24 protein-coding genes are annotated in these 25,292 nt (G+C 64.2%); 16 read left to right on the top strand and 8 right to left on the bottom strand.

Going from position 1 to position 25,292, the window contains the following annotated elements; translation table 11 throughout:
* The first annotated feature begins 39 nt into the window (after nucleotides 1-39).
* The 3 genes from WBR68_RS15530 to WBR68_RS15520 all read left to right on the top strand — a co-directional run bounded on the left by WBR68_RS15530 (nucleotide 40) and on the right by WBR68_RS15520 (nucleotide 3,101).
* Nucleotides 40-669 (top strand): LysE family translocator, encoded by a 630-nt coding sequence (locus WBR68_RS15530; RefSeq protein WP_050448879.1) that lies wholly within the window; start codon nucleotides 40-42, stop codon nucleotides 667-669.
* A gap of 113 nt (nucleotides 670-782) precedes the next feature.
* The gene (locus WBR68_RS15525) at nucleotides 783-2,390 is read left to right on the top strand and encodes a peptide chain release factor 3 (RefSeq protein ID WP_050448878.1); all 1,608 of its coding nucleotides are present in this window, start codon (nucleotides 783-785) and stop codon (nucleotides 2,388-2,390) included.
* A 24-nt stretch (nucleotides 2,391-2,414) separates the two neighbouring features.
* Complete coding sequence (locus tag WBR68_RS15520) at nucleotides 2,415-3,101, top strand: hypothetical protein (protein ID WP_127183110.1); 687 nt, start codon at nucleotides 2,415-2,417, stop codon at nucleotides 3,099-3,101.
* A gap of 90 nt (nucleotides 3,102-3,191) precedes the next feature.
* On the opposite strand, the gene bfr is transcribed toward WBR68_RS15520, so the two are convergent.
* From bfr to rpoN, 3 genes are all read right to left on the bottom strand, one after another.
* Nucleotides 3,192-3,668: a bacterioferritin gene (gene bfr / locus WBR68_RS15515; RefSeq protein ID WP_050448876.1), complete on the bottom strand. Its 477-nt coding sequence runs from the start codon at nucleotides 3,666-3,668 to the stop codon at nucleotides 3,192-3,194.
* Nucleotides 3,669-4,144: 476 nt separating this feature from the next.
* A complete protein-coding gene (locus WBR68_RS15510) occupies nucleotides 4,145-4,426 on the bottom strand; it encodes a (2Fe-2S)-binding protein (protein ID WP_050448875.1) in 282 nt (93 codons plus the stop codon).
* 121 nt (nucleotides 4,427-4,547) lie between these two features.
* Complete coding sequence (gene rpoN / locus WBR68_RS15505) at nucleotides 4,548-5,975, bottom strand: RNA polymerase factor sigma-54 (RefSeq protein ID WP_442854135.1); 1,428 nt, start codon at nucleotides 5,973-5,975, stop codon at nucleotides 4,548-4,550.
* A gap of 16 nt (nucleotides 5,976-5,991) precedes the next feature.
* Here rpoN and WBR68_RS15500 point away from each other — a divergent pair, with 16 nt between their 5' ends.
* Entirely contained in the window at nucleotides 5,992-6,624 is a 633-nt protein-coding gene (locus WBR68_RS15500) for a hypothetical protein (protein ID WP_230694674.1), read from the top strand.
* 359 nt (nucleotides 6,625-6,983) lie between these two features.
* A complete protein-coding gene (gene leuA, locus WBR68_RS15495; protein ID WP_230694673.1) occupies nucleotides 6,984-8,696 on the top strand; it encodes a 2-isopropylmalate synthase in 1,713 nt (570 codons plus the stop codon).
* A gap of 155 nt (nucleotides 8,697-8,851) precedes the next feature.
* Here leuA and WBR68_RS15490 read toward each other — a convergent pair whose 3' ends face one another.
* On the bottom strand, nucleotides 8,852-10,180 hold the full coding sequence (locus tag WBR68_RS15490; protein ID WP_230694672.1) for an amidase: 1,329 nt from the start codon (nucleotides 10,178-10,180) through the stop codon (nucleotides 8,852-8,854).
* A gap of 318 nt (nucleotides 10,181-10,498) precedes the next feature.
* Between WBR68_RS15490 and WBR68_RS15485 the strand changes: the two genes are divergently transcribed.
* The 6 genes from WBR68_RS15485 (at nucleotide 10,499) to WBR68_RS15460 (ending at nucleotide 16,575) form a co-directional block, all read left to right on the top strand.
* A complete protein-coding gene (locus tag WBR68_RS15485; protein ID WP_050448870.1) occupies nucleotides 10,499-11,512 on the top strand; it encodes a substrate-binding domain-containing protein in 1,014 nt (337 codons plus the stop codon).
* A gap of 59 nt (nucleotides 11,513-11,571) precedes the next feature.
* Nucleotides 11,572-12,369, top strand: a complete 798-nt coding sequence (locus tag WBR68_RS15480; RefSeq protein ID WP_050448869.1) for a phosphodiesterase — start codon at nucleotides 11,572-11,574, stop codon at nucleotides 12,367-12,369.
* A gap of 135 nt (nucleotides 12,370-12,504) precedes the next feature.
* Nucleotides 12,505-13,560 carry an ABC transporter ATP-binding protein gene (locus tag WBR68_RS15475; protein WP_050448868.1) on the top strand — a complete coding sequence of 352 codons (1,056 nt, stop codon included), beginning with the start codon at nucleotides 12,505-12,507 and terminating at the stop codon, nucleotides 13,558-13,560.
* A 33-nt stretch (nucleotides 13,561-13,593) separates the two neighbouring features.
* Nucleotides 13,594-14,889 carry an ABC transporter substrate-binding protein gene (locus WBR68_RS15470; protein WP_230694671.1) on the top strand — a complete coding sequence of 432 codons (1,296 nt, stop codon included), beginning with the start codon at nucleotides 13,594-13,596 and terminating at the stop codon, nucleotides 14,887-14,889.
* 13 nt (nucleotides 14,890-14,902) lie between these two features.
* On the top strand, nucleotides 14,903-15,778 hold the full coding sequence (locus WBR68_RS15465) for a carbohydrate ABC transporter permease (RefSeq protein WP_050448866.1): 876 nt from the start codon (nucleotides 14,903-14,905) through the stop codon (nucleotides 15,776-15,778).
* Nucleotides 15,775-16,575 (top strand): carbohydrate ABC transporter permease, encoded by an 801-nt coding sequence (locus tag WBR68_RS15460; protein ID WP_050448865.1) that lies wholly within the window; start codon nucleotides 15,775-15,777, stop codon nucleotides 16,573-16,575. The genes WBR68_RS15465 and WBR68_RS15460 overlap by 4 nt, the downstream gene beginning before the upstream one ends.
* 93 nt (nucleotides 16,576-16,668) lie before the next feature.
* On the opposite strand, the gene WBR68_RS15455 is transcribed toward WBR68_RS15460, so the two are convergent.
* Together WBR68_RS15455 and WBR68_RS15450 are read right to left on the bottom strand one after the other, a co-directional pair.
* Entirely contained in the window at nucleotides 16,669-16,986 is a 318-nt protein-coding gene (locus tag WBR68_RS15455) for a hypothetical protein (protein WP_050448864.1), read from the bottom strand.
* 79 nt (nucleotides 16,987-17,065) lie between these two features.
* The gene (locus tag WBR68_RS15450; RefSeq protein WP_050448863.1) at nucleotides 17,066-17,407 is read right to left on the bottom strand and encodes a DUF1840 domain-containing protein; all 342 of its coding nucleotides are present in this window, start codon (nucleotides 17,405-17,407) and stop codon (nucleotides 17,066-17,068) included.
* A gap of 304 nt (nucleotides 17,408-17,711) precedes the next feature.
* On the opposite strand from WBR68_RS15450, the gene argS reads away from it, so the two are divergent.
* From argS to WBR68_RS15425, 5 genes are all read left to right on the top strand, one after another.
* Entirely contained in the window at nucleotides 17,712-19,397 is a 1,686-nt protein-coding gene (gene argS / locus WBR68_RS15445; RefSeq protein WP_127183107.1) for an arginine--tRNA ligase, read from the top strand.
* 9 nt (nucleotides 19,398-19,406) lie between these two features.
* On the top strand, nucleotides 19,407-20,117 hold the full coding sequence (locus WBR68_RS15440) for an SPOR domain-containing protein (protein WP_050448861.1): 711 nt from the start codon (nucleotides 19,407-19,409) through the stop codon (nucleotides 20,115-20,117).
* Between the two features lie 81 nt (nucleotides 20,118-20,198).
* Complete coding sequence (locus WBR68_RS15435) at nucleotides 20,199-20,831, top strand: thiol:disulfide interchange protein DsbA/DsbL (protein WP_050448860.1); 633 nt, start codon at nucleotides 20,199-20,201, stop codon at nucleotides 20,829-20,831.
* Between the two features lie 160 nt (nucleotides 20,832-20,991).
* Nucleotides 20,992-22,215 (top strand): ABC transporter substrate-binding protein, encoded by a 1,224-nt coding sequence (locus WBR68_RS15430; protein ID WP_050448859.1) that lies wholly within the window; start codon nucleotides 20,992-20,994, stop codon nucleotides 22,213-22,215.
* Nucleotides 22,194-23,177 (top strand): alpha/beta fold hydrolase, encoded by a 984-nt coding sequence (locus tag WBR68_RS15425; protein ID WP_230694670.1) that lies wholly within the window; start codon nucleotides 22,194-22,196, stop codon nucleotides 23,175-23,177. The genes WBR68_RS15430 and WBR68_RS15425 overlap by 22 nt, the downstream gene beginning before the upstream one ends.
* A gap of 22 nt (nucleotides 23,178-23,199) precedes the next feature.
* Here WBR68_RS15425 and metC read toward each other — a convergent pair whose 3' ends face one another.
* Together metC and WBR68_RS15415 are read right to left on the bottom strand one after the other, a co-directional pair.
* Nucleotides 23,200-24,393: a cystathionine beta-lyase gene (gene metC / locus WBR68_RS15420; protein WP_230694669.1), complete on the bottom strand. Its 1,194-nt coding sequence runs from the start codon at nucleotides 24,391-24,393 to the stop codon at nucleotides 23,200-23,202.
* Nucleotides 24,394-24,523: 130 nt separating this feature from the next.
* Entirely contained in the window at nucleotides 24,524-25,285 is a 762-nt protein-coding gene (locus tag WBR68_RS15415; RefSeq protein ID WP_230694760.1) for a nitroreductase, read from the bottom strand.
* Between the last annotated feature and the right edge of the window lie 7 nt (nucleotides 25,286-25,292).

Below are 25,292 nucleotides of genomic sequence, written 5' to 3'. Positions count from 1 at the left end.
CCGGCACCACTTTCCTGCGATCCAAGGACCCGCGCCATCATGCCCTTATCCACCTGGTTGACGTTCTTCCTGGCCTCCTGGGCCATTTCGTTCTCACCCGGGGCGGGCGCGATTTCGGCGATGTCCTCTGGATTGAAATACGGTTTTGCACGCGGCTACTGGAACACGGCCGGCCTCATCCTGGGCATCCTGTTCCAGTTCGTCGTGGTGGCCGTGGGCTTGGGCGCGGTGCTGGCTACGTCCGAAATGGCCTTCAATGTGGTCAAGTATCTGGGCGTGGCGTATTTGATCTACCTGGGCGTGCGACAGATCCGCACCGACGCCGCGCCCGTCGCGGTGGATGCGGGCGACCCCAAGCAGGCCTCGATCCGTGAGCTCGTCATGCGCGGCTTCCTGATCAACACCATGAACCCCAAGGGCACGGTGTTCCTGTTGGCCGTGGTGCCGCAGTTCGTGGACCCCACGTTGGCGCTGACGCCGCAGTACATGGCGCTGGCCGGTACGCTGGCCTTCACCGATCTGGTCGCCATGGGTGTCTATACGTTGTTGGCGGCGCGCGTGCTGCGCTTGCTGCGCGACGCCAAGCACATCCGCTGGATGAACCGCACTTTTGGGTCGCTGTTCATTCTGGCTGGTGTATTCCTGGCGTCGTTCCGCCGCCATTCCTGAACTTTCGGGCCTTGGCGCGCTCGCTGGCGACAGCGCGTGCCCCAAGGCTTTTTCATGCACGATGCCGTACCGCGCCGGCTCCAAAAGCGGCGTTAAGTACAATCTCCCCGACCATGAATATCCCTCACGAAGTTGCGCGGCGCCGAACGTTCGCGATCATTTCCCACCCCGACGCGGGCAAGACCACGCTGACCGAAAAGCTCTTGCTGTTCGCAGGCGCGATTCAGATCGCCGGTAGCGTCAAGGCGCGCAAAGCCTCGCGCCATGCCTCGTCCGACTGGATGGAAATTGAAAAGCAACGCGGCATTTCCGTGGCCTCGTCGGTCATGCAGATGGAATACCGCGACTGCGTCATCAACCTGCTCGACACCCCGGGCCACCAGGACTTCTCGGAAGATACCTACCGGGTGCTGACGGCGGTGGACGCCGCGCTGATGGTGATCGACGCCGCCAACGGCGTCGAACCGCAGACGATCCGCCTGCTGCAGGTCTGCCGCGCGCGCAACACGCCCATCATCACGTTCATCAACAAGATGGACCGGGAAGTGCGCGAGCCGCTGGAACTGCTGTCTGAAATCGAAGGGCACCTGGGCATGGACGCCGTGCCGTTCTCGTGGCCGGTCGGCATGGGCAAGGCCTTTGGCGGCGTGTTCGACATTCGCCGCGATCGCATGCGCGTGTTCCGCCCCGGGCAGGAACGCCGCTCGGACAATGACGACGTCATCGAAGGCCTGAGCAACCCCGAAATCGCCCGCCGTTACGGCTCGGCGTTTGACCAGGCCAGCGGCGAGATCGAGCTCATCAACGAAGCCGCGCCCCCGTTCGACCGCGATCAGTTCCTGGCCGGCAAGCAGACCCCGGTGTTCTTCGGGTCCGCCATCAATAACTTCGGCGTCCAGGAAGTGCTGGATGCGCTGGTCGACCACGCGCCGCCCCCCGGCCCGCGCATGGCGCTGCAACGCGAAGTGCTGCCGGAGGAACCCAAGTTCACCGGCGTGGTGTTCAAGGTGCAAGCCAACATGGACCCGGCCCACCGCGACCGCGTTGCATTCGTGCGCGTCAGCTCGGGCCGCTTTGAACGCGGCATGCGTTTGAAGGTGGCCCGCACCAACAAGGAAATGCGGCCCAACAACGTGGTGTCTTTCCTGTCGCAACGGCGCGAGCTGCTGGACGAGGCCTATGCCGGCGACGTGATCGGCATTCCGAACCACGGCGTGCTGCAACTGGGCGACGTGCTGACCGAAGGCGAAACGCTGCAGTTCACCGGCCTGCCGTTCTTCGCGCCTGAACTGTTCCAGGCGGTGGAAGTGAAGGACCCGCTGCGCACCAAGCAACTGCGCACCGGCCTGACCCAACTGGGCGAAGAGGGCGCCATTCAGGTGTTCCGCCCCGAGGCCGCCGGCGGCTCGTTGCTGCTGGGCGCCATCGGCCAATTGCAGTTTGAAGTGGTCGCTCACCGCCTCAAAACCGAGTACGGCGCGGACGCCCGGATGCTGCCTTCGCGCTACACAATGGCACGTTGGATTACGTCTGAAAACCCGAAAGCGCTGCGCAAGTTCATGGATGCCAATGCCGCCCATATCGCCTATGATGTCGTCGATGCGGCGGCCTTTTTGGTCAGTTCCCACGCGCAGTTGCGCGTAGCCGAGGATCTGTATCCCGAGGTTAAATTCCATGCCATGCGCGAGCATGGAGGCAAGGTTTTCGGGGACAAGGCGTAGGCCCGTTCGGGCTCCGCACGGCAGATGAGGGTAGCAATGTCTTGGCGCTTATTATTCGCAACGCTCCTGGTCGCGCTTGGCGCGTCGGCCTGGGGCGGTATTCAACTGGGTGACTGGCTGGTAGCACACGCGCCGCCCGCGGCACCGGCTCCTGGACAGGACGCGGCGGCTTCGCAGCAACCTGTGCTGGACGCCAACGGACGCCCTTACGTGGCGCAACCCCCGCAGCCCCGCATTGACGGCACGCTGGGCGTGCCGGACAAGCCCGCTGACCGGGAATGGCAGGTCAATACGGTGTCGCTGTTCGACACCGTCAGCGATCCCGCCGTGCAGATCTCGCGCGAGCGCATCACGCCCGAACAGGCGCGAGAAATCGCGGCGGCCTCGGAAGTGCCGTTGCCGTCAGGCTCTTCGGACGTCACCACAATGGATCTGCAAGTGCCTGGCACGTCTACCGCCATCAACGGCGGTCAGATGCAAACCAGCGGCTACGGCACGTCGCAAATGATCCAGGCGCCTCCGCCCCCGCCCAACACATCGCCCGCGCCGGGCGTACCCGGCTGGCAGGACGCGCTCAAACGCGAATTGGCCCATTGCGCCACGCAAGGCTTCTTCGAGCGCCCCTCGTGCTCTTGGAATGCGCGCAACAAGTACTGTGCGCCCAACCGCGCCTGGGGCACGATGGCCGAATGCCCGGCCCGGCCGCAGTAACTCGGCGCACAGTAACGCCGTATTTTCTTTACGCCGCCCATGAAAATGGCGCCCCACGGGGCGCCATTTTCTTGCCTGCTGTCGAACCGATTACTCGGGCACGGACATCTGGCTTTGCAGGTAGTTCTGGATACCGACCTTGTCGATCAGTTCAATCTGGGTTTCCAGATAATCGATGTGTTCTTCGGTGTCGTCCAGGATGTCCTGGAACAGATCGCGCGAGACGTAGTCACGCACCGATTCGCAATAGGCAATGGCTTCCACGACGGTCGTGTGGGCGGCTTGCTCCAGCTTCAGGTCGCAGGCAAGCAGCTCGGGCACGTCTTCACCGATCAGCAGCTTGTGCAGATCTTGCAGGTTGGGCAGGCCGTCCAGCATGAAGATGCGCGCGATCAGGCGATCCGCATGCTTCATTTCACCGATGGACTCTTCGTACTCGTGCTTGCCCAGCTTGTCGAAGCCCCAGTGATTCAGCATGCGAGCATGCAGGAAATATTGGTTGATGGCCGTCAGTTCGTTGGTCAGTTGCTTGTTCAAGAACTGGATGACGGTTTTGTCGCCTTTCATAATGGACTCCTTGCAGTCAGGCGCGACGCGAGTGCATCGCGACAAAGGAGCGCACGATGCCGCGCGTACGCAACCCCGGCAGACTACCACCTGCCGCGGGGCCGCGCCTAGCCTTGCTCTGCATTTGGTAAACCGCTTTAGGACCGCTACAAGAAAGCGACAAGCCAATGAGAATGAGTATGCGTACTTGATGCCTTGCACACACAAGGCAAGCGATATGCGGCCTTGCGCGCACCGATACGCCGCAATCGTTCAGCATATTGCGCGCGAGGGCTCGGTAAATGAGAGGAAGGCTGGGTGTTTTCGGCGACATACGCGCTGATGCCGTCAGGTTGTGCATTTGCAACCCGGCGCGGGCAAAAGGGGATCGACAGGAAAACAGCGGGAGAAACTGCAGGAACAGCAGTGGAAATCTGGAAGGAAAAACAGCGCGGCCCGCTGGGAAACCTCAGCGAGCCGGAAGGGGACGGCAATACTCAGCCCGCGGCGACCAGCGGAATGGGGAAGCTGCTGTTGTTGGCAGCCGCGCCCGACTCAACCAGCGTGGCAGGAGCATTGACCGGAACGGCGATGGAGCGAACGTCGCACACGCTGGAGCAGCGGCCGCCCGGCAGGTATTCGGCGGCGGTTGCCGCGCAGCAGCCGCAGCACGTGGCTACGCCCAGCTCGAATTGCAGGTCGGACAGCGTCGTCGCGCCACCGTCCACGCTGGCGCGGACTTGGCGTTCGGTGATGGCATTACATACGCAAATGTACATGCGAATGATTATCGAAAATTATTCGACGAATGACAAGCCCCGCACCCAAAAAAAGTTGTAGCGGAATTGTCACGCAAGCCCTTGATACAAAGGACGAATCCGCGCGGAATCGTCCCCTATTTCAACGCGCGCTGGCCTGCGCCTTGCGCAGCGTGGCGGGGGCAATCCGCAGCGCCTCGCGGTACTTTGCCACCGTCCGGCGGGCGATGACTATCCCCTGATCGGCCAGTTTCTGCATGATCTGGCTATCCGACAAGGGCTTGGCGCGGTTCTCTTCCGCCACCATTTGGCGGATGAACGTCTGCACCGCGGTGGCGGAAGTCGCATCCCCCCCGTCCGTGGACACGCCCGTGCCGAAGAAGCGCTTGAGCTCCAGCGTACCAAACGGAGTAAGCATGTACTTCTGCGTAGTAGCCCGTGAAATGGTCGATTCGTGCAAGCCAAGCTCGCCCGCAATGTCTTTCAGGATCAGCGGACGCATGGCCGATGGCCCTTGACTGAAGAACGCAGTCTGGCGTTCCACGATCGCCTGGGCCACCCGCAGGATCGTGTCAAAGCGCTGCTCCACGTTGCGGATCATCCATCTGGCCTGCTGCAACTGGGTCTGCAAGCCGGCGTGCGCGGATTCCTTCTGATTGCCCAGCATCTGCGCATACAGGCCGTTGATCTGTAGCCGGGGCACCGCAGCGCTATTCAGCGTGACCTGCCAGCCGCGCCGGGTCTTGCGCACGATGACGTCGGGCACGGCGTAGTCGGCGGCCGGCACGGTCCAGGCCCGGCCTGGGCGGGGTTCAAGCCGCAGGATCAGAGTATGGGCGGCGCGGAAAGTCGCCTCGTCACAGCCCACGGCGGCGCACAGACGGGCGGCGTTACCCGTGGCCAGCACGGGCAGATGCTGTGCGCAGATCGCGCGCGCGCACGCCAGGACCGATGCGTCCGCCGCTTCCGGCAGACGGCTCAGGTCAGGGTGGCGCAACTGCAACACCAGGCAGTCGGCCATGTCGCGCGCACCGATGCCAGGGGGGTCGAACGACTGCAACAAGGACAGCGCAGCGCGCAATTCGTCCAGGTCCGGTTCCATGTCGGCGGGTAGCCACGTCAGGATTTCCTCAAGCGGCGATCCCAGATACCCGTTTTCGTCCAGCTCGTCGATCAGCAGGGCTGCCAGCGCGGCGTCGCGCGGGGCGGCCCGCGTCAACATCAGTTGGCCCAACAGGTGCTCGCGCAGGGTGTCGGGGCGCGCCGCCTCGGGCAGGCCGGAATCATCGTCCGAATACACCCCGCCAGACCCAGGCATTTCTTCGGCGGGGGAATCTCGTTCGACGGCGGGTTCATCGTCCTGCACGGAGGACTCGCGCTCGGATTCGGCTTGCGCCTCGGCGGCGGGGGTGTCGTCTTCCCGCTCCAGCAGCGGGTTGTCCGCCAGCACTTGCGAGATCTCGGCCTCGAGGTCGAGCGTGGACAACTGCAACAATCGGATCGATTGCTGTAGCTGAGGGGTCAGCGTCAAATGCTGGCCAGGTCGCAGTTCTAAAATTGGACGGGTCATAGGTACAATATTTTGCATGATGAATCTGACTTCGCCCGCAAGCGTTCGCCAGGACAGCCGACTTATCGGCCAGACCCTGCTCAAACTGGCGCTACCCCGAATCGTTGTGCGCGCGATAATGATCGCCGTCGCCGTCGTCCTTTGGTATCTGATTGCCTCGTGGATACTGGATTTCGGCAAGCGCATGAACTACGACTTCCTGCATACCCTGGGCCAACCCACCCAAGACATGGCGCAGAAGGTCAATCCTTACATCTGGTGGGTCGTCACCGGCATCTGGACCCTGATTGTCTTCTTCTCCGTGCGCGCCTGGTTTTCGGCCAGCCTGGCCTCGGGCGCCGCGACGCCGGTGAGCACCGACGTGCTGGCCGATCTGGCGCCCAATCTGACTGAAGAGTCGCTGGGCGTACTGCGCTGGACCTGGGGCGACCGCCAGGAACCCTTCACTGTAGGCGACTTGCGCCGCGCATTGTCTGAAATTCGCCACAATCGCAGTGGCAAGATCGCCATGGTGGCGGAACAGGCGCAGATTCTGGACGGATCGGCCAGCCCGCCGGCCCGGGATCCGCGCGATGAGGGCCGTCGCGAACCGCGTGGCGAAACCCGCACCGAACGCTACGTCGAACCGCGTATCGGCCCGGCGCGCTGACCCCCAACCTGGCAGTTTCTGTTTGCGCTTGTCGAAAAAGTATGTTTGACTAGCACCCTATGGCCGCTTACCGCACCCTCCCCGCGATTGCCACCGGACGCTTTGCCGCTCCGGTCGCCGGCCTGCGCGCTCGCTCGTCCTTTGCCGCCGCGCTATCGCTATACCTACCGATCGGTTGCCGGGCCTAGTGTCCCCGTGGTAGCTCGGCAGCCACGTTTGCCACACGCGATTTCCCCCATTTATTTGTGAATCCTGCCGGTTAATCACGGCAACCCCTGGCGCAAAACCGTCATCCGGTCACAGGCGCCGCCGAGACTCAGTGCTCACGGGATTCAAAAGATACCGATCGAGGTGTAGTAATGATGCTTGCCAACCCCGCCACCAAATACGTCCCCTTCGCGCCCTTTACCCGCGACTTCTCCGAACGCACCTGGCCCAGCCGCCGCATCACCCAGGCGCCGATCTGGATGAGCACCGACTTGCGCGACGGCAACCAGGCATTGATCGAACCGATGAGCGTCGAGCGCAAGCTCCGCTTCTTCGAGCAACTGGTGAAAATCGGCTTCAAGGAAATTGAAGTGGGTTTCCCGTCGGCGTCGCAGACCGACTTCGATTTCGTGCGCAAGCTCATCGACGAAAAGCGCATCCCCGATGACGTCACCATCATCGTGTTGACGCAGTCGCGTGAAGACCTGATCAGCCGCACCGTGGAAGCCGCCGCCGGCGCCAAGCAAGCCATCGTCCACATGTACAACGCCTGCGCGCCGGCCTTCCGCAAGGTCGTGTTCAACATGTCCAAGGACGAGATCAAGGGCATCGCCACCACCGGCACGCGCCTGATCAAGCAATACACCTCGCAGCGCCCCGAAACCAAATGGAGCTACGAGTATTCGCCCGAAGTGTTCAGCACCACCGAACCCGAATTCGCGCTGGAAGTCTCCGACGCCGTGGCCGATGTGTGGCAGCCCACGCCCGACCACAAGATGGTGTTGAACCTGCCCGCCACGATTGAGGCGACCAGCCCCAACCTGTACGCGGACCAGATCGAATGGATGCACAAGAACCTGGCGCGCCGCGACAGCATCGTGCTTAGCGTGCACCCGCACAATGATCGCGGCACGGCTGTTGCGGCCGCTGAATTTGCCGTGATGGCCGGCGCCGACCGGATCGAAGGCTGCCTGTTCGGCAGCGGCGAACGCACCGGCAACGTCGACCTCGTCACGCTCGCGTTGAACCTGTACACGCAAGGCGTGCATCCGGGCCTGGACTTCTCGGACATCGACGAAGTGCGCCGTTGCGCCGAATACTGCAACCAATTGCCGGTGCACCCGCGCCATCCGTATGCGGGTGACCTGGTCTTCACGGCGTTCTCGGGTTCGCACCAGGACGCCATCAAGAAGGGCTTTGCGCTGCAACAGGCCGACGCCGTCTGGGAAGTACCGTACTTGCCCATCGACCCCGCCGACCTTGGCCGCAGCTACGACGCCGTGATCCGCGTGAACAGCCAGTCCGGCAAGGGCGGCGTGTCGTACCTGCTTGAACAGGAACACGGCCTGGTCTTGCCGCGCCGCCTGCAAATTGAATTCAGCCGCGCCATCCAGCGCGTCACGGACGAGACCGGCAGCGAAGTCACCGCCGACGACGTGCACACGATTTTCAACCGCGAATACCTGGAACAGAACACGCCGTGGAAGCTGATCCGTCACCGCATCGACGGCAACCCGTCGGCGGGTGAAGGCCAGCACTTCAGCATCGAAGCCGAACTCGAATACAACGGCGAACGCCGGGTCGTAACGGGTAAGGGCGATGGCGCCATCTCGGCCTTCGTTGCCGCGCTGGACGTGCCCGTGCGCATCATGGACTACCACGAGCACGCCATTGGCACCGGCACCGGCACGCGCGCCGCTTCCTACGTGGAACTGCGCGTCGGCGAGTCCAGCACGGGCTTTGGCGTGGGTATCGACCGCGACATCGTGACCGCGTCGTTCCAGGCCGTGCTGAGCGCCGTCAACCGTCACATCAATGCGGGCGCCGTGGCCTCCGTTGACCAGGAAGCAACCGAAGCCGCGTGATTCCGCTGCGCAAGCTGCACTGAACGCCCACAGCCAGCCCGAAACATGGGCTGGCCACGACCCAAAGACACACCTCTCTTTGGCGCACCCGGCAAAACAGAGCCCGCCTTATCGGCGGGCTTTCTGCTTTCCGCTCAACACAGTCCGAATAGCGTTCAACCGCGCGGCCACATATCGGACGCACCGATATCGGGTGCGTTGGCCTCCAGCAACCGCTCATGGACCCAGGCGCCGATTGCCAGCGCGCGGTAGTCGTCGTAGCGTTGCCCGATCAACTGCAGCCCAACGGGCAGGCCTTGCGGGCCGGTGGCAAAGGGCAGGTTCAAGCAGGGCAGGCCAAACAGCGTCCAGGGGCGCGAGAACTGCGGGTCGCCCGTGCCCAGGTCGGCGAACGGAGCTTCGCCAGCGGCGCTGGGCGCCAGCACCACGTCGTAGTCGTCGAACCAGCTGTTCACGCGGGCACGCGATTCTTCGGCCCGCGCCAGATTTCTGATGTGTTGTTCAGCCGTGATCTGTGACCCCGCTTCCAGCACCGCCTGAATCTTCGGACTGAGCTGGCTGGCGTGTTGCAGGCGTTCGTAGGCCAGCGACTGCGAAGCCTCGAACGCCATGATGTCGGCGTGCAACTGCACCAGCATGCAATCCTGCGCGGGCAGCGGCACCTCTTGCACCACGGCGCCCGCGCGCGACAGCGTGGCCGCGGCCTGCGCGAAAGCTTCCTTGGTTTCCGCGTGCGCATGCCGCCATTGCAGCGTGCGGCACATGCCGATGCGCGGCTTGGCGTCGTAGGACAAGTTCAGCATGCGCGCATCGCGCATCATGACCGAGGCGAACAACGCCACGTCCGGCACCGAGCGCGCGAATCCACCAACGGTGTCCAACGATTCGGCCAGGCTCTTTACCCCCGCGCGCGGAATCGCACCAAAGGAAGGCTTGAAGCCCACGATGCCGCAGTACGACGCCGGACGAATGATCGAGCCCGCCGTTTGCGACCCCAGCGCGAAGGGCACCATGTCGTCAGCGACAGCGGCCGCTGAACCGCTGGACGAGCCGCCCGGCGTATAGGCTTCGTTGCGCGGATTTCGCGTAGGGCCCGCCTGGTAGGTGGCGAATTCGGTCGTGACGGTCTTGCCCACCACCACGGCGCCCGCGCCACGGCAAAGCGCCACCGAAGCCGCATCCAGGCCGGGACGGTGGCGTTCGTAAATGGGAGAGCCATAACGGGTGGGCAGATCGAAGGTGTCGAACAGGTCTTTCACGCCAATGGGCAGCCCGTGCAAGGGGCCGCGCAAGGCGCCTTCATCCAAGGCCTGCGCGTGCTCCAGCGCCGCTTGCTTCTGCAGCGCCGTCCATGCATGGATGGTGTTCTCGCGCTGCTCGATGCGGGCAAAACAGGCCCGCACCAGTTGCACCGCGGTCAACTCGCGCCGTTGCAGCTTGCGCGCGGCTTCAAGCGCGCCAAGTCTGTTCAAGGCTGTAGACATTTCCTGTTCCTCTATCCCGGCGCCGCGCATGGCGTGGCTACTGACTGCGCACCCGGTCCCCTTGACCGAGGGTCTGTCCTGCTTGCCGCGAGGCATTGTCGCCACGCGATTTCTGCGGACCGATCCCAACCATTGTGCGCGTCGCGTCAATTGGGAAAAACACCGAAAACACCGTGTTTTCCCGGGTAAACCGACTACGCCGCGCCCTGGCTTTGTGTTGTTGCGTTCACGTCAGCATAGCGCAAACCCGTGCAACACAAAGGTCATATTTGTCTTGTAAGATGAAATCGTTTTCAGTAAATCGGCAGTAATTCAGATATGGCTACGCGCCCGTCGCCCCGCTTTTCCATTATTGAAGTGGCTCGCAAGGCAGGTGTTTCGCCGGCGACGGTTTCGCGCGCGTTCAACCAGCCCGAGATCGTGCATCCCGACACGCTGGCGCACATCCGCAACGTGGCCAAGCGCGCCGGTTTCAGGCCCAACCGCGTGGGCCGCAGCCTGCGGTCGGGCAGCACCCGCACCATAGGTTTGATTCTGCCCACCTTGTCCAATCCCGTCTTTGCCGAATGCTTCGAAGGCGCGGAACGGCGGGCGCGAGAATCCGGCTACAGCGTCATGCTGACCGCCACCGGCTATGACCCGGCCGTTGAATCGGCGGCAGTGCAAGGCTTGATGGACCATCAGGTGGATGGCTTGATTCTTACCGTTGCCGACGTGAACAAAAGCGCCACGCTGGACGATCTGGACAGCGCCGGCATGCCCTACGTGCTCGTCTATAACGAGTCGTCCACTCACCCGTTTGCCTCTGTCGACAATCGCGCCGCGGCCAGTGACATGGTTGCGCACCTGGCCGCACTGGGGCACCGCCGCATTGCGCTGGTGACCGGCCCCTTGACCGCGTCCGACCGTGCGCGCCGCCGGCTGATGGGCGCGCGCGCCTGCGCCAAGAAGCTGAACCTGGACACCGTGCAGCACATCGCCATGAGCTCGCATACCGGCAGCGACGCCGACGTGCTCAAGGCCGCGCTGCGAGGCAAGCAGGCGCCCACCGCGCTGTTCTGCTCGAACGACCTGTTGGCAACCGCCGTCATCGCCGACCTGGTGGCGTTGGGGCTGCGCGTGCCCAGCGACATTTCGGTCTGCGGCTTTGACGGCATGCGCTTTGGCGCCCTGCTGACCCCGCCGCTGACCACCGTGGCGCAACCCAGCGACGGCATCGGGCAGACAGCGTGCTCGAACCTGCTGGCGCAAATTCACGGCCAGCCGCCGCAATCGAACCGCCTGCCGCATTGCATCGTGGTCGGCGGCACCGCGGCTTCCGTGCGTCGTTGACCGGATTTCACTGACGACATTCCGCGGCTTTCATCCAAACCCCACACACCGCACGCATCATGCTCATCGCACAAATCACCGACCTGCACATGCGCACCCCGGGCGACAAGGCCTACGGCGTCATTGACCCCGCGGCGTTCCTCGCGCCGGCCATAGACGCGTTGAACGCACTGACACCGCGCCCCGACTGCGTGCTGATCACGGGCGACTTGACCGACCTGGGCCGCCCGCATGAATACCAGGTGCTGCGCGACCACCTGAGCGCGCTGGAGATTCCGTATTTTCTGCTGCCGGGCAACCATGACGATCGCGCGGAGCTACGCGCGGCATTTCCCGATCATGCTTACCTGCAAGGCGGCGGCCCGTTCATCCAATACGCGATCGAGACCTATCCGCTGCGCTTGCTGGCGCTGGACACCGTGGTGCCAATGAAAAGCCATGGCGAGCTTTGCCAGGACCGACTGGACTGGCTGGCGGCGCGTCTGGCTGAACAACCCGACCGCCCCACGCTGGTGGTGATGCACCATCCGCCTTTCCTGACCGGCATTGAACACATGGACGACATCGGCCTGTTGGCCGGCGCGCCGGAACTGGAGCGCATCGTGTCGCGCTTTCCCAACGTCGAACGCGTGTTGTGCGGCCATTTGCACCGCACGATCTTCCAGCGCTTTGGCGGCACCATCGCCTCAACCTGCCCCGGCACCGCGCATCAGTTGGCGCTGGAGCTCGGGCCCCGTCCGACGCTGCAATACATCATGGAACCGCCGGGCTACCAGCTGCATTGGTGGCAGGGCAAGAATCTTGTCACGCACCACGCCGTTATCGGGGATTACCCCGGCCCGTATCCCTTTGCATGAGCGCTGCGCCGAATAGGCGTCGCGCAGTTTGAAGCCGTGGAACTTGCCACGAATCCGTCATGTTTGCGCTGCACAATGAAAAGGTTTTCATAACAGGCAACAATGCGGATCTAACAATTAGATCTTCGAGACAGCATGTCATCCATCGTTCTGGATAACCTCACCAAACAGTACGGCAACGCCGCCGCCATCCATGGCGTGAGCTTCACGGTGCCGGCAGGCAGCTTCACGGTACTGCTGGGCCCGTCTGGCTGCGGCAAGTCGACCACCTTGCGCATGATTGCCGGGCTGGATACGCCCACGTCGGGCACCATCCGCATCGGCGACCGCGACGTGACGCAACTGCCTCCCGCCAAGCGCCGTATTTCGATGGTGTTCCAGTCGTACGCGCTGTTCCCGCACTTGTCCGTGCGCGAGAACATCCTGTTCGGCTTGAAGGTGCGCAAGGAACCCGCGCGCGATTTCGACCGCCGCTTGCAGCGCGTGGCCGCGCTGCTGGGCCTGGCCCATCTGCTGGACCGCAAGCCGTCGCAATTATCAGGCGGCCAGCAACAGCGCGTGGCGTTGGGGCGCGCCGTGATTTCCGAAGCGCCGGTGTGCCTGATGGACGAGCCGCTGTCGAATCTGGACGCGCAACTGCGCCACGAGATGCGCCGCGAGATCCGCGCGTTGCAGCAGGACCTGGGCATCACCATGGTGTATGTCACGCACGACCAGACCGAGGCCATGAGCATGGCCGACCAGGTGGTGCTGTTGCGCGGCGGCCAGATCGAACAGCACGACACGCCTGACGGCCTGTATGCGCGCCCGGCCAGCGAATTCGCCGCCCGCTTCATCGGCACGCCGCCCATGAACCTGATCGCACTGACCAGCCTGCATGGTTCCACGGTCATCACCGGCACGCATGGCCCGGCCATTGCGAATGCGCCGGCCGGCGCGGTCAAGCTGGGCGTGCGCCCTGAACACATCCGCATCGACGGCGCGGGCATGCCCGCCATCGTCGAAAGCGTCGAGTACTTCGGCGCGGACTCCATTGTGGTGTGCCGCGTTGGAGACACCAGTGGCGTCGCCGTGCGAGTTGGCGGCCACCTGCGCGCTCGCGCCGGCGAGGCCTTGGGCCTGTCCTGGCCGAACGAGCAACAGCATTTCTTTGCCGCCGATTCGGCGGTCATCAACACCGACGGGCGCTGAAAGACGCCCAATCCACAGGAAAGGAAACGCACCATGCGACGCATCGTACTGAAGACCCTGGCCGCCAGCCTGGCCGCCGCCTGCCTGTCCCTGCCGGCACAGGCGCAGAACAAACCCGTTGAAGTCGAGTTCTATTACCCGGTGGCCGTGGGCGGCCCCATCACCAAGATCGTCGACGACATGGTGGCAGAATTCCAGAAGGAAAACCCCGACATCAAGATCAAGCCCATCTACGCAGGCTCCTACCAGGATTCCATCGCCAAGGCGCTGACGGCGCTCAAGGGCGGCACGCCGCCGCAACTGGCTGTGCTGTTGTCGACCGACATGTTCACCCTGATCGACGAAGACGCCATCGTGCCGATCGATTCGCTGGCGAAGTCCGATGCCGACAAGAAGTGGCTGGGCAGCTTCTATGACGCCTTCATGCAGAACAGCCGCACGGGCGGCCACACCTGGGGTGTGCCGTTCCAGCGTTCGACCATCGTCATGTACTACAACAAGGACCTGTTCAAGGCCGCGGGCCTGGACCCCGAACGCGCGCCCGCCACCTGGGCCGAACTGGTTGAATACGGCAAGAAGCTGACCAAGCAGGACGCCTCGGGCAACACCACGCAATGGGGCATCGAGATTCCGTCAGGCGGCGCGTTCGCGTACTGGCTGTTCCAGGCGCTAACCACGCCCAACGGCGCCATCCTGATGAACGAGGCCGGCAACGAGGTCTACCTGGACAAGCCGGCGGCGGTGGAAGCCGCCCAGTTCTGGCGCGACCTGTCGGCCAAGCACAAGATCATGCCGACCGGCACGATTGACTGGGGCACCACGCCGAAGGACTTCCTGGAGAAGAAGGCGGCCATGGTCTGGACCACCACCGGCAACCTGACCAACATCCGCAAGAATGCCGACTTCCCGTTCGGCGTTGCGATGATGCCGAAGCAAAAGCGCGGCGGCAGCCCCACGGGCGGCGGCAACTTCTACATCTTCAAGAGCGGCACGCCGGCGCAGCAACAAGCCGCGCTGAAGTTCGCGCAATGGGCCACCACGCCGGAACGCGCGGCTGACTGGAGCATCGCCACGGGCTACGTCGCCGTGACGCCGGCCGCCTGGCAGACCGAGAAGATGAAGAAGTACGCACAGGAAGTGCCGGCCGCAACCGTCGCGCGTGACCAGTTGGAAGTCAGCGTGGCGGAATTCTCCACGCATGAAAACCAGCGCGTCACCAAGACCCTGAACGATGCGCTGCAAGCGGCGCTGATCGGGTCGAAGACGCCGCAGCAAGCCCTGACCGACGCCCAGCGCGAGGCCGATCGCGTGCTGCGTTCCTACAAGTAAGCCGACAAGCACGATGAGCCGCTCTTTACATGCGCTTTATGGCTGGCTGCTATTGCTGCCAGCCATCGTGCTGCTCGCCGCGTTCACGCACTACCCGGCCGTGGCGACGCTTTGGCACAGCTTTTTCTCCACCCCCAAGGGCGCGCGTCCGGCGCGGTTCGTGGGGCTGGAGAATTACGCCCTGATGCGTGACGATCCGGTGTTCTGGCAGTCGCTGTGGAACAACCTGTGGTTTGCGCTGGGCACGATCCCCACGTCCATCGGCATTGCGCTGATCATGGCGCTGTGGGTAAACCGCAATCTGAGCGGCCGCGGCTTTCTGCGCATGGCGTACTTCACGCCGACGGTGCTGCCGATGGTGGCGGTGGCCAACATCTGGCTGTTCTTCTACACGCCGCAATACGGCTTGATTGCGCAGGTAATGGGTTGGTTCGGTGCGCCCGGCCCCAACTGGCTGGGTAGCAGCGCAACCGCCTTGCCGGCGCTGATGCTGGTAACGGTGTGGAAGGAAGCCGGCTTTTTCATGATCTTCTACCTGGCCGCCTTGCAGACCGTGTCGCCGTCGCTGCGCGAGGCCGCCATGCTGGAAGGCGCCTCGCGCTGGCAGTATTTCCGCCGCATCCTGTGGCCGCTCTTGATGCCCACCACGCTGTTCGTGCTGATCAATGCCCTGATCAACGCCTTCCGTCTGGTGGACCATGTGGTGGTCATGACGCGCGGCGGGCCGGACAACGCCAGCACCTTGCTGCTGTACTACATCTACCAGGTGGGTTTCAGTTTCTGGGACACGGCTTACGCCGCCACGCTGACCGTCGTGTTGCTGGTGGTACTGGCGCTGACCGCGCTGATCAAGTTCCGCTGGCTGGACCGCAGGACGCACTATCAATGAAAGACAAGCTAGATACCCTGGGCGCCTGGGCGCTGGGCCTGTTGTGGATTCTGCCGCTTGCCTATGCCATGTGGGCGGCGTTCCACCCCCCGGCCTACGCGACCCGCTTCGAGCTGTTCGCGCCGCTGACGCTGGATAACTTCGCGCGCGCCTGGAATGCCGCGCCGTTTCCGCGCTACTTCCTGAACACCTTCATGCTGGTCACGATGGTGCTGGCGGCGCAACTGGTGCTGTCCACGCTGGCGGGCTACGCCTTCGCGCGCTTTGAATTCCGGGGCCGCGATTTCGTCTTCATGCTGGTGTTGCTGCAGCTGATGATCATGCCGGACGTGCTGCTGGTGGAGAACTACCGGTCGATGAGCCAACTGGGCATCCGCGACACGGTGTTCGCCATCGGGCTGCCGTACTTCGCCTCGGCGTTCGGCATCTTCCTGCTGCGCCAGACCTTCAAGACGGTGCCGCGCGAGCTTGAGGAAGCGGCGCGCATGGAAGGCGCCAACGCCATGCAGATTCTGTGGAAGGTATACGTGCCGCTGGCCAAGCCGATCTACGTGGCCTATGGGCTGGTGTCGGTCAGCCACCACTGGAACAATTTCCTGTGGCCGCTGATCATCACCAACTCGGTCGAATCTCGGCCGCTGACGGTGGGCTTGCAGGTGTTCTCGTCCACGGATCAGGGCATCGACTGGTCGGTCATCACCGCCGCAACACTGATGTCGGCCGCGCCGCTGTTGATCGCCTTCCTGCTGTTCCAGCGGCAGTTCGTGCAATCGTTCATGCGGGCGGGGATCCGCTAGGGCTTGCCTGCTGCCGCAAGGCATGCAGACGCCGCCCAAAAGCAAATCCCCGCCTTGCGAGCGGGGATTTTCACGTATGCCGCGCCTGGGCCGTCAGTAGCCGACGGTCAAACCCGGCAGGTCAACAGTGATGCGCGGGCGCTCCAGCGCCATGGCCAGATGCTCCGCGAACTCGCGGGCTTCCTTGGCGTCGGAGGACAGGGTGTCGTAGCCCAGCGCGTCGGCCACGCCCAGCACCTTGTCCAGCAGCAGCACTTTGCCGCTGGGGCGCAACGGTTCGCAGCCCAGGGTTTCCCAGGCGCCGTCGAACCAGTCGCGCGCGTCGCTCTGGCGTTGCGGGGACGTTTCCACCGTGGCGGTCAGGTCCAGCGACCGGCGGGTGTCGAAAACAATGGTGATGTCGCAGCGCATAAAGGGGTTCCTTGAAAGGGCGTCAGGCGGCAAGGGTAGGCAAAAAACGCCGGGCAGATTGTCCGCCGGGCGACATTGCTTACCAACCGCGCGAGGCTTCCCAGGTAACTTCGACGCCCGCGGCTTGAGATTGCCGCATCATGTCCAGCAGCGGAAACGCGCGTTCCTTCAAGCCGACCATGCGCGCCATGGCCGAGCGGGGCGCCTTGTCTTCGTCGTCTTCGTCCTCGTCGGGACGCTCGGCGCTTTCAATGGCGTGCTCGATGCCGCTGATGGCGGGGCCCAGTTGCTCGACGGTGAAAACACCACGTTCGGGGATCTTGTCGCCGATGGGCTTTCCCGCCGCCTGCAGGATGGGGACGGCGTGGTCGGACACCATCAGAACTTCGGCCACGACCTTGGAGTGAAAGGTAATCAGCATGTTGCGGTCTCCCTCAATGAATACGTTACATACACTACCCCAACGCCAAAGCGATGCCAACTGGCGCTATGGCGCGGGCGCAGGGGCGGCTGCCGCCGGCGCGCCCTCACAAACCTAGACGATTGATTTTATTGAGAGTTCCGCCGTCCCCGCGAACGCTTGCCGGACAGTTTGCGCCCCCGAGGCCGCCGGTTGGACCGCCAAATCAACTATCATTCCGGATGATTCCCGTGACATCGCCGGCCCGGACACCGTCCGCTTGATCCCCGCCTTGGTCACTCACCCAGAACTTCTTCAGACGCCCATGCTCCCCGAGCAACAAAAACAGCTTATCTCCCTGATCCAGGCCGCCGTTGCGCAGAGCCTTCCCGACGCCCAGGCCAACGTGCTGCTCGAGCGCCCCAAGGTTGCCGCCCACGGCGACGTTGCCACCAACGTGGCCATGCAACTGGCCAAGCCGGCCCGCCGCAACCCGCGCGAATTGGCCCAAGCCATCGTGGACACGCTGCTGGCCAACCCCGAGGCCCGTGATCTGGTCGACAGCGCCGAAGTGGCCGGCCCCGGCTTCATCAACTTGCGCATCACCGCCGCCGCGCGCCAGGCCGTCATCGCCGCCGTGGCCGAGCAGGGCGCAAGCTTTGGCCGCGCCCCGCGCAGCGGCGAGAAGATCCTGGTTGAATTCGTGTCGGCCAACCCCACCGGCCCGCTGCACGTGGGCCACGCCCGCCAGGCCGCGCTGGGCGACGCGCTGTGCCGCCTGTACGACGCCATCGGCTGGGACGTCACCCGCGAGTTCTATTACAACGACGCCGGCAACCAGATCCACAACCTGGCCATCAGCGTGCAGGCGCGCGCCCGTGGCCTGACGACCGAATCCCCCGACTGGCCGGAAGACGGCTACAAGGGCGACTACATCGCCGACATCGCCCGCGACTTCCAGGCCGGCAAGACCATCCAGCCGTCCGACGGCGAGCCCGTCACCGCCACCGGCAACATCGACAACCTGGACGACATCCGCGTCTTCGCCGTGGCCTACCTGCGCCGCGAACAAGACCTGGACCTGCAGGCCTTCGGCCTGGCGTTCGACAACTACTACCTGGAAAGCTCGCTGTACACGTCGGGCCGCGTCGAAGCCACCGTCAAGGCGCTGGTCGCCGGCGGCCATACCTATGAAGAGGGCGGCGCGCTGTGGCTGCGCACCACCGAACTGGGCACCGGCGACGACAAAGACCGCGTCATGCGCAAGAGCGAAGGCGGCTACACCTACTTCGTGCCGGACGTGGCCTACCACAAGGCCAAATGGGAACGCGGCTTTCACCGCGCCGTGAACATCCAGGGCAGCGACCACCACGGAACCGTGGCCCGCGTGCGCGCCGGCCTGCAGGCGCTGGGTGAGGGCATTCCGAAAGACTACCCATCGTACGTGCTGCACAAGATGGTCAAGGTGATGCGCGGCGGCGAAGAGGTCAAGATCTCCAAGCGCGCCGGCAGCTACGTCACCATGCGCGACCTGATCGACTGGGTGGGCCGCGACGCCGTGCGCTACTTCCTGATCCAGCGCCGCGCCGACACCGAATTCGTGTTCGACGTGGACCTGGCCTTGTCGAAAAGTGACGAGAACCCCGTCTATTACATCCAGTACGCCCACGCGCGCATCTGCACGATGATCAACAACGCCGGCATGCCCGCCGCCGATGTGGCAGCCGCCGATACGTCCTTGCTGACCGCGCCGTCCGAATTCGCGCTGATGCAACGCCTGGCCGAATTTCCCAACGTGGTGGCGCTGGCCGCGCAAGACCTGTCGCCGCACCACATTGCTTTCTGGCTGCGCGATTGCGCGTCTGACTTCCACGCCTGGTACAGCGCCGAACGTGTGCTGGTGGACGACGTGGCCTTGAAGCTGGCCCGCCTGCGCCTGGCCGCCACCACGCGTCAGGTGCTGGCCAATGGCTTGACGCTGATGGGCGTGTCCGCGCCCGAGCGGATGTAACATCGGTTCATGGCAACCAAGCGCAAAACCACCCGCCGTTCCTCGGGCGAAAGCGGCAGCACCCTTTACGGGGCGCTCGCCGGTCTGCTCCTAGGCTTGATCGTGGCCGCCGTCGTGGCCTTTTACGTCACAAAGGCTCCCGTGCCCTTCGTGGACCGGGCCAGCCGCCAGGGCGACACGGGCAAGCTGCCCGACCCGCGCCAGGCGCCGGATCCGAACGCCGGCCTGTACGGACGCGACGGACCGGCAGGCGCGCCGCCCACCGGTCCCACCGCCACCGCACCGGTGCCTCTGCCAGGTGCCGGCACCACGTCCAAGCCCGATGAGACGCCGTCCCGGCTGGATGACCTGGGTGCGCTGATCGCCACCTTGCCGTCCACCAACAAGCCGCAGGCCGCCGCGTCGGGTCAAACGCCGGCTCAAACGCAAAATCCAAGCCCGACACCGCTGTCCAAGCCCGCCCCAGCCGCCAAGGCCGCGCCGGCGGCAACGGGCACGTATTACTTGCAGGCAGGCGCATTTCGCGGCGAAAGCGATGCTGAATCGTTAAGGGCGCGCATCATCCTGCTGGGCCTGCCGGTGGCGGTGCAAAAGGCGGAAGTCAACGGCAAACCGCTAAACCGGGTGCGGGTGGGTCCGTTTGCGCGGCTGGACGACATGAATCGCGCGCGTGGCCGCCTGGGCGAAAACAAGATCGAAACCGCCGTGGTCCGCCAGTAAACCTATCCGGCGCTATTTTTTGCATTGAACTTATCCGGCCCCGGGCCTGTCTGTAACTTTTTACTCAGGAACCTCTCATCCATGTTGTCCCCAAAGATCATTCGCATCATGGCCGCGGCCGCGCTGACCGCCTCGGCGTTCTTCAGCCCGGTAAGCCACGCGCAAGGCACGCAAGCCTATGTGGCAATCAATCCGCCGCTGCCGTCGGACACCCCGGGCAAAGTGGAAGTGCTGGAATTCTTCGCCTACACCTGCCCGCATTGCGCCGCCATGGAACCCATGGTTGAAGAGTGGGCCAAGACGGCCCCGTCGGACGTCGTGCTCAAGCAGATTCCCATTGCGTTCAACGCCGGCATGAAGCCGCTGCAACAGGTCTACTACACGTTCCAGGCGCTGGACCGCCCCGATCTGCACGCCAAGTTCTTCACCGCCATCCACGGTGAACACAAGCGCCTGTTCGACAAGAAGTCCATGGGCGACTGGGTTGCCACGCAAGGTGTGGACCGCGCCAAGTTCGATTCCGTCTTCGATTCGTTCAGCGTGCAGGCGCAGGTGCAACGCGCCACCCAACTGACCGAGGCCTACCGTATCGACGGCACGCCGTCGTTTGCCGTCGGTGGCAAGTTCATGACCTCGCCGGTCATGGCGGGCAACAGCTACGAAGGCGCCTTGAAGGAAGTCAACAAATTGATCCCGATGGCGCGCAACCAGTAATTCGGTTTGCGCAGGGATTGCAGAGCGCCCCGGCCGCATGGCCGGGGCGCTCTGCTTTTGGGAATGCGTTGAGAAATTCTTCCTCGCCATCGAACCCGCGGCGCTACACTTTCGCCACAAGAATTCGCCGCAAAGACGGCATCACATGGGTGGAAGACAAATGAAACGGCAATTCCCGCGCAAGCGCGCGACATTGAACCTGGGCCTGGGCCTGTTCCTGGCGTTCAGCGCCATCACCACACACGCCAGCACAACCGAAGGCGTGAAGATCGGCGTGCTTACCGACATGGCGGGCGTGACCGCCGACGCCACGGGCAAGGGCTCGGTGGAAGCCGCCCGGCTGGCCATAGAAGAGATGGGCGGCACCGTGCTGGGCAAGCCGATCACGCTGGTATCGGGCGACCACCAACACCGCCCCGACATCGGTAGCAGCATGGTCCGCAAGTGGTATGACACCGACGGCGTGGACGTGGTGGTGGACGTGCCCAATTCATCGGTTGCGCTGGCGGTGCAGGGCATTGCGCGCGAAAAGAAAAAGCTGGTGCTGTTCTCCAGCCCCGGCACCACCGCGTTATCGCAAGCGCAGTGCTCGCCCTATGGCGTGCAGTGGACGTACACGACCTACGCCCTGTCTCGCGGCACGGCCACCGCCGTGGTCAACGAAGGCAACAAGCGCTGGTTCATCCTGGCGTCGGACTACGCCTTTGGCAAGCAACTCGCGGCCGACACCGAGACCGTCGTCAAGGCCAACGGCGGCGAAGTCGTGGGTACGGTGTTCCATCCGCTGAACGCATCGGACTTTGCGTCCTTCCTGCTTCAGGCCCAAGGGACCAAGGCGCAGATCATCGCCATCGCCAACGCGGGCGGCGACACGATTGCGGCCATCAAGCAAGCCGCGGAATTCGGTATCGGCGGCGCTCAGCAACTGGCCGCCATGCTGCTGCTGATCACGGACGTGCACAGCCTGGGCCTGCAAGCCGCGCAGAAGACCTACCTGACCGTGCCGTCGTACTGGAACATGAACGACGGCACGCGCGCCTTTACCAAAAAGTTCGAAGCACGCGTCGGCCGTCCGCCCACCTTCCTGCAGGCCGGCGTCTACGGCTCGGTGCGCCACTACCTGCAAGCCGTGAAGGCGGCCGGCACGGTGGACGCAGATGCCGTCATGGCAAAAATGAAATCGCTGCCTATCGATGACCCCTTCAGCATCAACGCGCATATTCGCGAAGACGGCCTGGTGGTGCGCGACATGATGCTGGCTCAGGTAAAAACACCTGCACAATCCAAGGGGCCCTGGGACTACTACAACATCGTGCGCAACATTCCCGGCGACACGCTGGCCTGGCCGCTGGCGGACAGCCAATGCCCGCTGGTCAAACGATGATGCAAGCGCAGGGCCAGAACCAGCCCGTCACGCTGACCGATTTCGGCAGCTTCTACGCGGGCGGCAGGCCGGTAAACATCGCCGGCCTGCCGCAACGCGAAATCGCGTTCACGCAAAGCGCGTCGCTGGCGTATGACCCCAATGGCCTGTACCACTTTGAACAGGCCTATGTGCAGTACTTCGTTCCCGCGCAATTGGCGCATCCGCTGCCCATCGTGCTGCTGCACGGCGGCGGTATGACGGGCGCGATGTGGGAGCAGACGCCTGACGGACGCACGGGCTGGATGCAGCATTTTCTGCGCCAGGGCCATGCCGTGTATGTGGTGGATAACGTCGAGCGCGGGCGCGCCGGGTGGGCGCCGTTCGAACAGGTCTGGCCCGAGCCGCCCATCATCCGAAGCGCGCAGGAAAGTTGGTCGTTGTTCCGGCTTGGTCGCGCCGAAGATTTCGGGGCGCGTCGTGCGTTCGCGGGGCAACGCTTTCCGGTCGACGCGTTCGACGACTTCATCCGGCATGCCGTGCCACGCTGGCTGGGCAATAACGACGCGGCGCGGCACGCCTTCTGCGCGGTGCTCGACCGCGTCGGCCCCTGCCTGGTGGTGGCGCATAGCCACGGCGGCGAAGTGGCTTACCGAGCACTGCACGCGCGGCCCGATCTGGTGCGCGGCGTCATCGGGATTGAACCGTCGGGATTCTCCGCCGATGTCTCGGCTACCGCCGTGGCGGACAAGCCGTTTCTCTTCGTCTATGGCGACTACCTGGACGCCACGCCGCTGTGGCAGCGCCTGTGCGTCAGTGGCCAGGATTATGCCGATATGCTGGCACGCCACGGTGCGCGGGTCGACACGTGGCGGCTGGCTCAGATGGGCATTACCGGTAATTCCCACATGCCGATGATGGACGACAACAGCGACGACATCGCCGCGCGCATCGGCGCGTGGATACGCGCCGCGGCGGCGTGAAACCGTCGCCGCCGCGTCAGCGTTATGCGCCGACCGCGGCGGCCTTCTCCAGCGCCTGGGTCAGGTCGGCGATGATGTCGTCCGGCGACTCCAGGCCAATGTGCAAGCGCACCAGCGCGTTGTCGCCTTCGCCCCAATAGCGATGCGTAGACAGGTCCTTGGGCGACACCAGTTGCACCAGGCTTTCGTAGCCGCCCCACGAAAAGCCAATGCCGAACAAGGTCAGCGCATCCACGAAAGCGCCCGCACCGGCGGGCGATAGACGCAGCTCGACGGACAGCATGCCGTTGGAACCGGTGCAGTCGCGCTGCCACAGCGCATGGCCCGGATCTTCGGGCCACGCCGGGTGGAACAGGCGCACGGTTTCGGGACGGTTCTTGAAGAATTCGCACACCTGCATAGCATTGCGCGCGTGCTGCGCCATGCGGATCGGCATCGTGCGCACGCCGCGCAGCGCCAGCCAGGCGTCGTCGGCACTGATGGAATACCCCATCGCGTATTGCGTGCGGTTCAGCTTCTTGGCGATGGCCTCGTCGTTCGTCACCACCGCACCCAGCATCAGGTCGGAGTGGCCGCCCACGTACTTCGTGCCGGCAATGACGGACACCTGCGCCCCCAGCGTCAGCGGGCGGTAGATATAGCCGGAGCCCCAGGTGTTGTCGGTGGCCAGCACCAGGCCGTGGCGGTTGGCGACGGCCGCCATGGCGCCCATGTCCAGCATTTCAAACAACAGCGAACCCGGCGATTCCACGTACAGCAGCTTGGTGTTGGGCTGCACCAAGGCGTCCAGGTTTTCATCGGCCGCGAAGTAGGTGATGCTGATGTTCATGCGCTTGAGCACCGCGTCGTCCAGCTCGCGCATCGGGCCGTAGACGCAATCAGAAATCAGCGCGTGGTCACCCGCCGAGCACAGCGCCATCATCACCATCGTCATCGCCGACAGGCCCGACGATGCCAGATAGCAGTGCGTGCCGCCTTCCAGGTGTGTGAAGACCTCTTCCAGCGCGGCGTGGGTATCCATGCCCATGCGGCCGTAAGTGGTGGCACGGTCGCCAGCGGCCTTGCTGCGCTGTGCCTGCTCCAACGCAGCCAGGTTCTGGAACCGCACGGTGCTGGCGCGCATGGGCGGCAGCGGCACGGGCGCCGTGCCGGTTTCGGGGTCGAACGGGGCGGTGCCCGCGTGCTGCAATACCGTATCGATGTGTTTGGAGGTCATCTTCAAGGGGGATGCTGGAGAAATGAACAGGGCCGGACGGGGCCAAACGAAGCCAGCCAAACGGCAAACATGGTGAACCATATCAGGCGTCGCGGCGTCTGTCCTCTGGGTGGATCGTCAGCCCTTGCTGCTAGCCAGAAATCCAGCTGACGATTTCCGGCAACTCGGCACGCCGCGTGCGGTAGCTGTTGGCCGGATGCGCCGTATCGGCGTAGCCGAAGGAAATGCCGCAGACCACGCGCCGGTCGGGGCCAATGCCCAGCACCTCGCGCAGCACTTCCGGATACATCGCCAACGAGGCCTGCGCCACCGTGGCTACGCCATTGGCCTGGGCCGCCAGCAGGAAGTTGGCGACGTAGCCGCCGCAGTCCATCGCGCCGTATTCGCCCAGCGCCTCATCGGTGGTGATGATGGCCACGTGCGGCGCGTCGAACAACTGGAAATTGCGCATCTCTTGCCGGCGGTAGGCCTCGCGGTCACCGCGCGCCACGCCCACCGCGCCGTACAACTGGAAGCCCGATTCCCGGCGGCGCGCCAGATATTCGTTGCGGTATTCGGGGGGGAAAGGGAAGTCAGGGGTGAAGCCGGGGCCAGCATCGGCGGCTTGCGCCCGCGCTTGCAGCGCCGCGCGCAGGCGCTCGGTGCCCGCGCCTTCGGTAATGGCCACCTGCCAGGGCTGGCAGTTGCACCAGGACGCCGTGCGCTGCGCCAGCGTCAGGATGCGTTCGATGACATTGCGCGGCACCGGCGCGGGCAGGAAAGCGCGGCAGCTATGGCGAGCAAGCAGCAGGGCTTGCAGCACGGCGTCGGGGTGCGCGTCATCATCCTTGTATGGTGTAGGTGCGCCCTCTGCAGTGGGGAGGGCGCTGGGGTATGGGACGTCGTCATCCATCAGCCGG

Source organism: Achromobacter sp. JD-1, from assembly GCF_038594925.1.
In the GTDB taxonomy this organism is placed as follows: domain Bacteria; phylum Pseudomonadota; class Gammaproteobacteria; order Burkholderiales; family Burkholderiaceae_B; genus Achromobacter; species Achromobacter spanius_C.
This window is presented reverse-complemented; position numbering and strand designations above follow the sequence as displayed.